This window comes from Candidatus Trichorickettsia mobilis (genome assembly GCF_963422225.1).
Lineage (GTDB): Bacteria > Pseudomonadota > Alphaproteobacteria > Rickettsiales > Rickettsiaceae > Trichorickettsia > Trichorickettsia mobilis_B.
In genome coordinates this window covers 998,728-1,011,725 of sequence record NZ_OY728607.1, presented here as the reverse complement: position 1 = coordinate 1,011,725, position 12,998 = coordinate 998,728, and the positions used below count along the sequence as shown (strand labels likewise).

Genomic DNA, 12,998 nt, shown 5'->3' with positions numbered 1-12,998 from the left:
CAGTATGATCCACCAATATGCTTGTTTATATAACATTGACGTTGATTAATTTCGGAGGGTTCTTAGAGGGCAGATGTAGGTAAAACGTTAATTGAATTTTTGCCTATTTCCTTATCTTTCTACTTCAAATTTTATAGCATAACTATTATCATAAAATTTGCCTTGAAATATAAAAAATATTCTAAAAATCATCTTAACGTTTTACCTACATCTACCCTCTTAGACGAGAGTGTTCAATGAACTGTGTCAAATCGTCTGAGCTGAGCCGAAGGCGAAGCAATCCAGAAAAAACTTGGCGTGTCAATAAATTGACTGGATTGCTTTGACCACTAACGTGGTCTTAGCTCAGACGAACCTTACTTTAATTGACACAGTTCATTGAACACCCTCTCTTAGACTATTAATTAGTGCTATAACCTTGAATTTATACAATTATGTAAATTACAAATGCTTTATATATATAATACGCTAACTATTCTACTAATGCCAGTATATATAGTTGTATTGATTATTCGAATATTTAAACAGAAAGAAATTATATCACGAATATTCGAGCGTTTTGCATTTTCTGATCAACAAAGACCAGTTGGTAAATTGATCTGGGTACATGCTGCAAGCGTTGGCGAATCAATTGCAGCAATGACTTTAGTTAATGCAATAAACAGCATCTCTTCACATAATTTTTTGGTGACCTCTGGCACTGTATCCTCAGCTAAGATATTAGCAAGTAAATTACCGACCAATGCCATTCACCAATTCTTACCTTTTGATAACATTATATTGATTAGAAAGTTTTTTAAGCACTGGCGGCCAGACCTAGGAATTATAGTCGAGTCAGAATTATGGCCATGTTTAATTAATGAAGGCAGCAAAAGCTGTAAATTATTATGGGTAAATGCTCGGATCTCAGATTACTCGTTTCAAAAATGGCAAAATTTTAGCGGATTCTTTCAATTTATTATAGCTAAATTTAGTGATATCATCGTGCAAAGTAGTATAGATTTTAAAAAATTTCAGGCTCTTGGAGCGAGCAATAATATCATTAACCTGGGAAATATAAAATTTGCCAATGAAAAACCGGCTGTTGATCAGCAGCAATATGCAAAAATAACTGAACATCTACAAGGCAAAAAAATAATAGTAGCTGGCAGCACTCATTTTGAAGATGAACAAGTAATTCTACCGCTAGTTCATCAGCTAAAAGCTCAGTTTCCAGATTGTTATCTGATTATTGTTTTACGCCATCCAGAGCGGAAGAATGAGGTGGTGAAATTTTGTCAGAACTTAAATTTAAGTGTTAGCGTTAGATCAGAGACTCTATTACCCTCACTAGCCAGTGATTTATATATTGTCGACAGTTTTGGTGAGTTAGGTTTGTTTTATAGTATTGCTGATATTGTCTTTGTTGGTGGTTCATTCAAACAAGGAGGACATAATCCGATAGAGCCTGCTCATTTTGGTAAAATAATAATTTTTGGTCCAGATATGAGTAATTGTCAAATTATCGCCAATGAAATGATAGATTCTCAGGCTGCAGTACAAATAAGTAGGCAGGAAGAGTTGTTAAACAGACTGCAATATTATCTGGAGCATGAGGTTCAAGCACCTAAAAATAATACAACGACGTTTATCCAGAAACATCAACAAATATTAGCGAGTTATTTAGAAATTATTAGTAAATATATTAACAAATAAAATATCCTTCTTGACTCTAAGCCGAAGCTATGTTAGAAATCAACAACATTCAAAAGTTTTTATCTCTATGTTTACTAAACATATCAATATTATCAATCATCTTCTGCAAAGTCTTTTTGCCATGCTGCCTCTAGTTAACTCATCTTTATGTTGTTGTTGTAAATAATAGTCAAATATCGAAAGTGTTTGCGAAAACTTAGACGTCAAGTTAAGGAAAAGAGACGATACGAACGTCATTGAGACACTCGCACCCACCAGTCATTGCGAGGCGCAGCCGAAGCAATCCAGGAAATGAACGATAACTGGATTGCTTCGACCACTGTCGTGGTCTCAAGCAATGACGAGTCTTATTTAATTGACAGTTCATCGGACACTCTCTCAATATCCTTATAATTTAACTTTATTTATTTTATTTTCTTAAATTTTACTGATGTGAGGAAAAATGAGTATTTACTCTAAATTGCAACAACTATTGTTGCAGCAAAAATTATTATTGTATGTTCTTGCTATTAGTCTTGGAATAGCTAGTGGTTTGTCGGAAATTAGTTTTCTGCATCAAATAGTACACTTGATTACTGACGCATTCATGAGAATATTTAATTTCTTAAGTCTGCCACTAATTGCACTAGCTCTTATTGTGACTATTACTGCTTATAAAACTGATGGTGATATGAAATCGTTAAGTAGTAAGACTTTACAATATACTTTTGGTACTACTATAATCGCAGCAACAGTGGCTTGTGTACTATATATACTAATTGCGCCAAAATTACCAGATGCTAGCATGATAGAATCCGCTGCACTAACAGCCGAGAGTAATGATTTCAAAAATCATTTACTGCATCTAATTCCCATTAATCTATTTGAACCTTTTTTGGAGCATCGAGTAATTAGTGTACTATTAATGTCCATAGCTATTGCTATTGCTACACGTAAGATTAACAATATTGAGGCTAGAAGTGCCATAATAAATTTTTTCCAGGGGTGGCACGATATTTTCATGGTGCTGACAAAATGGGTGGTAAAAATTATTCCATTGGCATTATACGCTTTTATTGCTGTTAGCGTAATTGAGCTTAAAGGCGGCCAGGATTTTAGTAGTATAATAGAATATTTATTAGTTATTATCTTAGCTAATGTGGTGCAAGGGGTAGTCATTTTACCGTTATGGTTAAAGTGGCATAATATCTCACCACTCTCTACTGCTGCTGCCGCTATGCCGGCATTAACCATTGCGTTTTTTTCAAAATCATCTTCTGGGACATTGCCAATAACTATTGATTGTGCTCAAAATAGGCTTGGTATTTCACCAACAGTCGCCAAGTTTATTTTGCCACTATGTACGACAATTAATATGAATGGTTGTGCGGCATTTATTTTTACAACTGTTATTTATATTTCGCAAAGTAATGGTATGATAATTGACTATACTACCATGGTCAGCTGGATTATTATCGCAACCATAGCAGCTATAGGTAATGCTGGAGTACCTATGGGCTGTTTCTTTTTGAGTGCAAGTTTACTTGCAGCTCAAGGAGTACCTATAAATTTGATGGGAATTATTTTACCGTTTTACGCGGTAATTGATATGGTTGAAACCGCATTAAACGTGTGGTCTGATCTTTGTGTTACCAAGGTCGTTTATGAACGTTCAGTATAGCTTCTCCAGTTGTACTATGATACGCCAAATATGCTGCGTCTCGGCTGTGCGAAACAAAGTAATCACTGCGCGGCATTAGCCGAAGCGAAAAAATTAACGTACATAGTACAACTGGCTTTGCTATAAAAGCCCACGGAGATATAAGTAGGTGTTATATTATTTACAAAAATGGTTTTTGCATAATAAGATCCAGGCATTATTACTGATGGTGATTGGTATAATAACCATCACCTCATTAATAACTTATAACCAAGGAGATCCTTCGTTCAATTTGGTAACTCATAGATATCCAAGCAATTTTTGTAAATATTTTGGTTCATATTTATCAGACTTATTGTACCAATTTTTAGGCTTATCTTCTTTCTTACCAGCTTTAGCTTGTATGATTTGGGCAATTATTTTGTATAGAACCGGAGAATTACCATGGTTTATCGCTAGATTTATGGTTATCATTGTTGCCAGTATTGGATTTTCAATAGCTTGCGCAGATTTTAAGATCAAGACGTTACCCGCAGGTGGCGGTGGCGCTGTTGGGATAATGTTACATCCATTAATTAGTGAATATGGCTTTATAGCTGATACGATGCTCTTTCTGTTCTCTATAATATTATTTTTTACTTGTCTTGGAATTAATTCACGTACTTACTTCACTATCTTTACAAAATTAATGAGTATTCTTAGTGTAGTTGCCAAAATCAGCAAATATATTAGCTATACCAAAATCAGCAAAACAATAAAACCAGCTATAATTAGACAAGCCCCTGCTATTACAAACAATGAAATAGAGTATTATCCGCAAGAAGAAGCACCTTTAGCACCCCATCATATTGCACCTAAGGCTAAAGCTAAGTTAATTGCTGAGGGCAAAACAGCTAATTTGTCTACTACGATTCCTCCAGTTGATTTGCTAAAAAATCCTGATAACCAACAAATTAGAACTGAAACTAAAGCAGAATTAAAACAGAATGCAGAAAATTTATTAAGAGTATTAGGTGATTTTGGTGTTAAGGGACAGATTATCGATATTAGTCAAGGACCGGTAGTTACTTTATACGAATTTGAGCCAGCCGCTGGCACCAAATCTTCAAGAGTCATTGGTCTCTCAGATGATATTGCTCGGTCATTATCAGCTATTTCGACCAGGATTGCAGTAATTCCAGGCAGAAACGTCTTAGGAATTGAACTACCAAACAAACAACGAGCTTTCTTTTGCTTACGAGAATTAATCGAAACAGCTGAATATCGAGATAGTAACATTAGCTTACCTTTAGTACTGGGTAAGGATCTTGCTGGCAAACCTTTTATTGCCGATTTGGCCAAGATGCCACATTTATTGGTTGCTGGTACCACTGGTTCCGGTAAATCTGTGGCTATTAATGCAATGATCATGTCTTTACTTTATCGCTATACCCCAGAAGAATGCCGCCTAATCATGATCGATCCCAAGATGTTGGAGCTATCAGTATATGACAACATTCCGCATTTATTGACGCCTGTAGTCACCGAACCTGGAAAAGCAGTAGTGGCGCTAAAATGGGCGGTAAAAGAAATGGAAAATAGATATAGACTAATGTCAAATGTTGGAGTTAGAAATATTAGTGGTTACAATGCTAAAATCATCGAAGCAATTAAAGCAGGCAAGACATTGGAGCGCACAGTTCAAGTGGGATTCGATCCAGAAACAGGTGTTCCCATTTACGAATCTATGGCCATTAATATGGAGAAATTACCATTTATTGTGGTGATCGTCGATGAAATGGCTGATTTGATGATTGTCGCTGGCAAAGATATTGAATCTTCAATTCAGCGTTTAGCACAAATGGCTAGGGCTGCTGGAATTCATATTATTATGGCTACCCAACGTCCATCTGTGGATGTGATCACTGGAGTGATCAAAGCCAATTTTCCAAGCCGTATCAGTTTTAAAGTTACTTCGAAAATTGATAGTAGAACCATTTTGGGAGAACAAGGCGCAGAACAATTACTAGGATTGGGCGATCTGTTATATATGGGTAATGCGGCTAGAATTACTAGAGTACATGGACCTTTTGTAGATGATTCGGAAGTCGAGAAAGTTGCAGAATATCTCAGAGCTGCTGGAACTCCAGAATACATCTCAGCAGTAACAGCATTAGCAGATGAAGATGTTGTAGAAGCAGAAGAAGTTAATATTAATGGTAGTGACAATGAAAATATGTATAAAAAAGCAGTGCAAATCGTACGACTTGAACGTAAGGTTTCTACCAGCTATATTCAAAGATGTCTGCGGATAGGGTATAACCGTGCGGCAGATATTATTGACAGAATGGAGCGTGAAGGTATTATTGCCGCCCCTAATCATGCTGGAAAGCGAGAAATCTTATTACCGGAAGAATAATAGTACTAAAACCCTCTTGGAGAACTGATAAAAATGTGATACAATGTCAAGTTGTTATCAGGTTATTGCATAACCCATTTAGAATTGAGGTGATGCAATAGGTCTGTTTTTAAACTTTAATCAAAGCAACGTTGTACGCTGAAAAGCATGTAAAGTAAAGCGTCATTTCAAACTTTCTAAACACTTAAATTTATTATTTAATATTTAAAGAAAAGAGAGGTATAGATGCCAATCGCACCTGATTTTAGAATAGGCGAAAGAGTTGTATATCCATCACACGGAGTTGGTGAAATAGTGAATATTGACACCCAAACTATTGGTGGCACAGCTATACAAGTGTATGTCATATCATTTCCTCAAGACAAAATGACTCTTAAGGTACCAGTTAATCGTGCTGCTGCTGCTGGCTTAAGAACTCTTGTCGGCAAAAGTGATTTAGGTAAAATATATTCTACGTTACAGGGAAAACCTAAACAAGGCAATAGAATGTGGAGTAGAAGAGCTCAAGAATACGAGGGAAAGATTAACTCTGGCGATGTTGTTGCTATTGCAGAAGTAGTACGTGACTTATACAAAAATGTAGATAGTGATCGCTCTTATAGTGAACGTACTATTTATGAATCAGCATTAAATAGACTTGCTGGCGAATTAGCTATTCTTGAAAGCATTAATTCAGAAGATGCTATTAGCAAACTAGTTGAAATTCTTAAGGAAAAAAGAATAGCCGCTTAGTTGATAGAGACAATAGTAGCTTTTCTTCCTTAATTCCACATAGTTTTAAAGTTAAAATATTATCTTAAAGATTCGTTCACTAATGTTTATGGGTTACTCAAGAGTTCTGTTATTTATAACATTCTTAATGACTATCACTAATGCCAGCGCACTACCTGCACCAATGAATGATAAAGAATTATTGGAGTCAAGTGATTTTGTCGGAGAAGTTAAAGTACTCGGAGTAATAGCAACTGAAGATGATAAAAGTACGTACAAAGGAATAAAAGTGGCCAGGTATAATGCCTGGCTACAAGTTACTAAAACCATCAAAGGTCATTTTAGTCCATTAGATACTATTGTTGCCTGTTGGCACGAAATTCCGGAACCACCTTTTGTAGGTGCATGGTATGTAGGTTTTACTCTTCAAGAACAGACAATTATATACCTGAAATTGCAAGATGATAAGCGTTGCTATACTGCTGTTAGCTGGAATGCAAAGAAACCGTTAAAGTAACTCCGTTAAACTTTATCGGGCAAACTCAAAATTATCTACTATATTACCGCTACATACTCCATGATCTTCTCATTCTAGGCATTGCGTATAAAATTTATGAGGGTCGTTCACGGAAACCTATAAAGCAAGTTAAGGAAAAAGAGACGATATGAATTGTCATTGTGAGTGAGAACCGTCAAACTTTGAGACCATTTATGGTCGAAGCAATTCAGAAGATTCGTTTTACTAGATTGCTTCGACTTCGTCTCAAAGCCTAACGTATACAGTGGTCATCCCGAACTTGTTTCGGGATCTCATCAAGACTTCATAAGATCCCGAAACAAGTTCGGGATGACGTTGCGTTGTTCGGGATGACTGTTTTAGTTGTTTGGGATCAAATTTAACACAAATTTTTGAACATTCTCGCTTTATAATACCAAACTCAAAATTATCTACTATGTTACTGCTGCATACACTCTCTAAGTTCATATTTTTAATGCATATATATTTTATTTATGGTTAATACACACAAAACCCAGGAAACGATAGTGGTAGCGATGTCCGGTGGCGTTGATAGCTCAACTGTGGCAGCAATGTTACATACTGAAGGGTACAAAGTCATTGGTGTTACCTTACAGTTATATGATCATGGCAGCAGCATAATGAAAAAAGGTGCTTGTTGTGCTGGTCAAGATATTTATGACGCAAGCCAAGTAGCCGCAAAATTAAATATTCCACATTATGTTCTAGATTATGAAAGTAAATTTAAAGAATCAGTGATTGGTGATTTTGTTGATAGCTATGTACGTGGTGAAACACCATTACCATGCGTACGATGTAACCAATCAGTAAAGTTTCAGGATTTATTAAAAGTAGCAAAGGATTTAGGTGCTTCTGCGCTAGCAACTGGTCATTATGTACGTAAAATTAATGGTAAAACAGGTGCTGAGCTGCATACTGGACTTGATTTACAAAAAGATCAAAGTTATTTCTTATTTTCAACTACCAAAGAACAATTAGAGTATTTGCACTTTCCACTCGGTGAGTTGACTAAAGAACAGACACGAACTATGGCTACTAAATTTGGTTTGTTTTTAGCAGATAAACCAGATAGCCAGGATATTTGTTTTGTGCCTGATGGTAATTATAGAAATATAGTAAATAAGCTCAGGCCTCAGGCAAATCAAGCTGGAACAATAATGCACATTGATGGTTTTGAATTAGGTCAGCATCAAGGAATTATTAATTACACCATTGGTCAACGCCGAGGACTTGGGATTGCATTTCCGAGTCCGTTATATGTAATAAGAATTGATCCTTTAACCAGAATAGTGTATGTAGGTCCTGAAAGTGCATTAGCGGCCAGTGAGTTTATTATTAAAGATATTAATTGGCTGACGGATGATATAACAGAGACTAAGTATGTGAAGGTTAAAATTAGATCTACACGTCCAGGAGAATTTGCCTATATTAATAAAATAGATAACAATCAAATGCGTATAACTTTGCTTGCTCCAGAAAAAGCTGTAGCACCAGGTCAAGCTTGTGTTATTTATGATGACAGTAGAGTGCTTGGCGGAGGCTGGATAGTAAAATGAATTTTTTTAAGCAAAAAAGCTTTGAATCAGTAAAAGAAATTGCTAATGTTGGCGGCTTAAATAAAAATTTAGGAGCATTTGATCTCATATTATTTGGTTTAGGTGGTATTATTGGCACCGGAGTCTTTGTACTCACTGGTTTAGTTGCGGCTAAATATTCTGGTCCAGCAGTAATGCTATCATATATTATCGCCGGTGGAACTTGCATTCTTGTCGCCTTAGCCTATACCGAACTTGCGACTATGCTGCCAACCTCAGGCAGTGTATACACCTACTCATATGTAGCATTCGGTGAGGTCATTGCCTGGTTAATGGGTGGCATAATGATCTTGGAATTATGCTTTATGGCGGCAGCAGTATCAGCTGGATGGTCTGGTTATGCACAGCCGATACTTAAAACAGCTGGTTTTACCATTCCGAACATCCTGGTTAAGGTGCCGGCTGATGGTGGCATCATGAATTTACCGGCTTTCTGTATCGTAGCAATTGTTGGGGTCATATTGTATTTTGGTAATAAAGATAGTGTCAAAATCAATGCTATTTTAGTATTTATTAAAATGGGTGCAATATTTACTTTTGTATTTTCTGCTACTCCTCATTTTAAGGTCAGTAATTGGGCTGATTTTATGCCTTTTGGCTTTGATAATATGGTAATGGGCGCCTCAATATTGTTTTTTGCTTTTACTGGTTTTAGTAATATTGCGGCTTCTGCCGAAGAATGTAAAAATCCAAAACGTGATATAACGATCGGAATCATCGTATCTTTGGTGCTGGCAACGTTAATATATGTTTTAATCGGTGGATTGGTTACCGGCATCATCAATTTTTCTGAATTAAATAATCAGCATCCTTTAGCTCATGCGTTAGCGATCAATGATAGTAATATTGGGTCAGCGATTGTGGCTACCGGTGCTATTTGTGGAATGACTACCGTAATTATGATTAGTTTGTATGGTATATCTCGTATCTTTTACGTAATAGCTCGTGATGGTTTGTTACCAAAATCTCTGGCAAAACTTCATCCTAAACATGATAGTCCTTATGTGACTATCGGAATATTTTCGACAATTTCTGCTTTGCTTGGAGCTTTGTGTCCTTTTGAAATTTTAGGACAATTATCAAGCATGGGAGCGTTGATTGATTATATTGTTATAGTAATAATAGTAATGTTATTTCGCTTTAAACTACCTAATGTCAGCAGGTCTTTTACATGTCCAGCGGTATTTATTGTAGCTCCGGCTGCATTTATTGCTTCCATGTATCTTTTATTCAAACAATTTATTGATAATAGTGGCAATTTATCAACACCAGGTAAAATGATCGTATATTGGTTAGCTGTGGTATTTATGCTTTATGTAGTACGATCAATCTTGATAAAAAATAAAATATGAAAGGTTTGTTTGACAATGATAATTGTATAATAATATATGTTAGCGCATATAATAATATGGTTATTTTTTATGAAGCATTCCCTTAATCCTATATCTAATTCACTACTAAATGCATTTTATACTGGAACGTTTTCTGTTACTAATCATGACTTAAATGTCAATAGAATGGAATTGTTCACTACAACGCTTACTCATGATGAAGACTACGAGGTAACCAAACTCTGTTTTTCAGAAAGCAAGATGAGTATGGCAGCTATACAAGCATTATCCACATTTTTTACAACCGTAGCAGCTACTGAGATTCAAGAGCTGCACATCAATGCTGCTAATTTTGATGATAATTCATTAAAGATATTAGCTAACGGGCTGGTACATAGCCAGTTACAATTGTTAGATTTAAGGTATAATTATATAAAAGCAGAAGGAGCACAAATCTTGGCTGACCTATTACCAGAGACTCCAATAAAGGCTTTGTTTCTGGGACATAACCACATAAAAGATGAAGGAGCAGAAATTATAGGTGATATATTGCCAAATAGCAATGTAGAAATAATTGACCTGGGGAGTAATGATATAACTGATGCTGGAGTGAATGAGTTAGCAAGGATTTTACCTGACACTGATATAATTGGACTTTCATTAGATAAGAATACTATAGGTGACTTGGGAGCAATATTTTTAGCACAAGAATTGCCTGGAACCAATATAAAGATACTTTCGTTAAAGGAATGTTATATTGGTGATCATGGAGCAAAGGAGATAGCTGGCTGCCTTCCACATACCAATATAAGCATACTTAATTTGGGGTCTAATTTTATCGGTGATCATGTTGTAGGACAGTTTACTCAAATTTGCTTACCTGAGCAACTTATTGACTTAAGTAATTTACATAATAATGGACATCATGTTGCTATCATAGGAGGAGTATATCATACTGATGAGAGTTGATTTATAATTTCGTTTTGGATAAACATTGTTTTCCATTGCTAATTTCATCGTCAATTAATATAATTTAAGTGTATTCCAAGTTAGAGTGTTCAACAAATTATACGCTTCAAGTAAAGAAAAGAGACGATACACATCGTCATTACGAGACGAAGTCAAAGCAATCCAAGAAGTGAACGACTAACTGGATTGCTTCGGTCACTATACGTGACCTCGCAATGACGGATCTTGTTTAATTGATACAGTTCGATGTATAAATTAACAAACTGTATCAATTTTAGCGTGAGAGAAAAGAGTAGAAAGATAGTATGACAACGCATCATATATTGCAGTCTTCGGATTTTTTGCAACAATATTTGCCTATCGCCATATTTTTTGGTGTTGCGGTATTTTTATCCTTGGTAGTAATAATGTTGCCAGTAATACTGGCACAACAAAAACCAAATAAAGATAAATTGAAGGAATATGAATGCGGCTTTGATGCATTTGGTGATGCTCGTGGACAATTTGATATCAGATTTTATCTGGTAGCGATCTTATTTATTATTTTTGATCTTGAAGTTACTTTTCTGGTACCATGGGCTATTAGCTTAGGTACTATTGGTAAATTTGGCTTCTTCTCAATGATGTTCTTTTTATTGGTATTGACTATAGGTTTTATCTATGAATGGAAACAAGGAGCATTAGACTGGTGAATAAAGATATACATAGTGACCTCCTGCAAGATCAGGATCTGTTGTTTAACGATGAATTATCTAATAGGGGATTTGTTTTAAGTAAAGTAGATGAATTAATGGCCTGGGCACAATCTAATTCACTGTGGCCGATGAGCTTTGGTTTGGCTTGCTGTGCGGTAGAAATGATGCAAACAGCAACCAGCCGTTATGACATAGATCGTTTTGGTATGTTATTCAGGCCAAGTCCACGACAGTCTGATTTAATGATTGTCGCTGGTACCTTAACCAACAAAATGGCACCAGCATTACGTCGAGTATATGATCAGATGGCTGATCCAAAATGGGTGATCTCCATGGGTAGTTGCGCTAATGGTGGTGGTTACTACCATTATTCATATTCTGTGGTGCGTGGATGTGATCGAGTAGTGCCGGTGGACGTATATGTACCTGGTTGTCCGCCAACTGCTGAAGCTTTATTGTATGGGGTGTTACAATTACAAAAAAAAATTAGACGTACTACCAGATTTAAAGGATAGTTTTAGCTATGCCACAACAAACACTATTAAAAATTATTGATAATTTTATTGCAACTAAACAACTACAGGTAATAAATCTGGATATAAAAGATTTTATTGCTTATAAAATTAAAAAAGAACAGTTGTCAACCCTGTTATTATTCTTGAAAACATCAGAAGAGCTACGTTTTACCATTCTAACCGACTTATTTGCTGCTGATTTTCCCAGTCGTAATCAAAGATTTGAGCTAGTCTATAATTTACTTAGTCTTAAATTAAATACCAGACTTTTACTAAAACTAGAATGTGCAGAAGATGAACCTGTGTCATCGATTGCCCAGATATTTAGCGCTGCCACCTGGTATGAGCGTGAAATATACGATATGTTCGGCGTGAATTTTATTGATAATCCAGATATGCGGCGTATCCTTACTGATTATGGTTTTGTTGGCCATCCATTAAGAAAAGATTTTCCCGTAACTGGGCATTTACAAGTTAGATATGATCAATCATTGGAGCGAGTGATTTATGAGCCAGTAGAGCTTGAGCAAGAATTTAGGATGTTTGATTTTTGTAGCCCATGGGGGGGAGGAATGGATTATCCGCTGCCAGGAGATGAAAAAGCAGGTATACTCGATGAAAATCAAAAATTGCGTCGCCGTATCTAAAGATCGCGGTGCTCACGTAAGTTAAACTACGTTGCGCTCCGCAAACTTCGATCTTTCTAGCACTTTTCGATTTCATATGCGTTAAGTTTAAGGAAAAGAGACGATATGAACCATCTTTGTGAGCCACTCCTCCACGTCATTGCAAGACTATTTATAATCGAAGCAATCCAGGAATGCACTACATGTTTTACTGGATTGCTTCAACAACGCCCCGCAATGACAGGCTTTATTTTTAATTACAAAGTTCAGCAAACACTCTCCAAAG

The 12,998-nt window shown here is 36.0% G+C and carries 11 protein-coding genes; all 11 read left to right on the top strand.

Annotated features, from left to right (window positions below; all coding sequences use genetic code 11):
• Positions 1-447: 447 nt before the first annotated feature.
• The 11 genes from waaA (at position 448) to R2I74_RS04725 (ending at position 12,733) form a co-directional block, all read left to right on the top strand.
• Positions 448-1,695, top strand: a complete 1,248-nt coding sequence (gene waaA, locus R2I74_RS04775) for a lipid IV(A) 3-deoxy-D-manno-octulosonic acid transferase (protein ID WP_316354212.1) — start codon at positions 448-450, stop codon at positions 1,693-1,695.
• A gap of 442 nt (positions 1,696-2,137) precedes the next feature.
• A complete protein-coding gene (locus tag R2I74_RS04770; protein WP_316354211.1) occupies positions 2,138-3,355 on the top strand; it encodes a dicarboxylate/amino acid:cation symporter in 1,218 nt (405 codons plus the stop codon).
• A 148-nt stretch (positions 3,356-3,503) separates the two neighbouring features.
• On the top strand, positions 3,504-5,732 hold the full coding sequence (locus R2I74_RS04765; RefSeq protein ID WP_316354210.1) for a DNA translocase FtsK: 2,229 nt from the start codon (positions 3,504-3,506) through the stop codon (positions 5,730-5,732).
• 225 nt (positions 5,733-5,957) lie between these two features.
• A complete protein-coding gene (locus R2I74_RS04760) occupies positions 5,958-6,464 on the top strand; it encodes a CarD family transcriptional regulator (RefSeq protein WP_316354209.1) in 507 nt (168 codons plus the stop codon).
• A gap of 82 nt (positions 6,465-6,546) precedes the next feature.
• Positions 6,547-6,960 carry a hypothetical protein gene (locus tag R2I74_RS04755; RefSeq protein ID WP_316354208.1) on the top strand — a complete coding sequence of 138 codons (414 nt, stop codon included), beginning with the start codon at positions 6,547-6,549 and terminating at the stop codon, positions 6,958-6,960.
• A gap of 494 nt (positions 6,961-7,454) precedes the next feature.
• Positions 7,455-8,537, top strand: coding sequence for a tRNA 2-thiouridine(34) synthase MnmA (mnmA, locus tag R2I74_RS04750; protein WP_316354207.1), 1,083 nt, complete (start codon positions 7,455-7,457; stop codon positions 8,535-8,537).
• A complete protein-coding gene (locus R2I74_RS04745; RefSeq protein ID WP_316354206.1) occupies positions 8,534-9,928 on the top strand; it encodes an amino acid permease in 1,395 nt (464 codons plus the stop codon). The genes mnmA and R2I74_RS04745 overlap by 4 nt, the downstream gene beginning before the upstream one ends.
• Before the next feature lie 36 nt (positions 9,929-9,964).
• Positions 9,965-10,876: a leucine-rich repeat domain-containing protein gene (locus R2I74_RS04740; protein WP_316354205.1), complete on the top strand. Its 912-nt coding sequence runs from the start codon at positions 9,965-9,967 to the stop codon at positions 10,874-10,876.
• 320 nt (positions 10,877-11,196) lie between these two features.
• Entirely contained in the window at positions 11,197-11,568 is a 372-nt protein-coding gene (locus R2I74_RS04735; protein WP_316355304.1) for an NADH-quinone oxidoreductase subunit A, read from the top strand.
• Between the two features lie 8 nt (positions 11,569-11,576).
• Complete coding sequence (locus R2I74_RS04730) at positions 11,577-12,086, top strand: NuoB/complex I 20 kDa subunit family protein (RefSeq protein WP_394355858.1); 510 nt, start codon at positions 11,577-11,579, stop codon at positions 12,084-12,086.
• 8 nt (positions 12,087-12,094) lie between these two features.
• Positions 12,095-12,733 (top strand): NADH-quinone oxidoreductase subunit C, encoded by a 639-nt coding sequence (locus R2I74_RS04725; RefSeq protein WP_316354203.1) that lies wholly within the window; start codon positions 12,095-12,097, stop codon positions 12,731-12,733.
• The last annotated feature ends 265 nt before the right edge of the window (positions 12,734-12,998 follow it).

Excerpts from the sequence above, each read along its gene's own strand:
- R2I74_RS04740 (WP_316354205.1), top strand. The coding sequence starts at position 9,965 with ATGTTAGCGCATATAATAATATGGTTATTTTTTATGAAGCATTCCCTT.
- R2I74_RS04745 (WP_316354206.1), top strand. The coding sequence starts at position 8,534 with ATGAATTTTTTTAAGCAAAAAAGCTTTGAATCAGTAAAAGAAATTGCT.
- waaA (WP_316354212.1), top strand. The coding sequence starts at position 448 with ATGCTTTATATATATAATACGCTAACTATTCTACTAATGCCAGTATAT.
- R2I74_RS04770 (WP_316354211.1), top strand. The coding sequence starts at position 2,138 with ATGAGTATTTACTCTAAATTGCAACAACTATTGTTGCAGCAAAAATTA.
- R2I74_RS04760 (WP_316354209.1), top strand. The coding sequence starts at position 5,958 with ATGCCAATCGCACCTGATTTTAGAATAGGCGAAAGAGTTGTATATCCA.
- R2I74_RS04755 (WP_316354208.1), top strand. The coding sequence starts at position 6,547 with ATGTTTATGGGTTACTCAAGAGTTCTGTTATTTATAACATTCTTAATG.
- R2I74_RS04725 (WP_316354203.1), top strand. The coding sequence starts at position 12,095 with ATGCCACAACAAACACTATTAAAAATTATTGATAATTTTATTGCAACT.
- mnmA (WP_316354207.1), top strand. The coding sequence starts at position 7,455 with ATGGTTAATACACACAAAACCCAGGAAACGATAGTGGTAGCGATGTCC.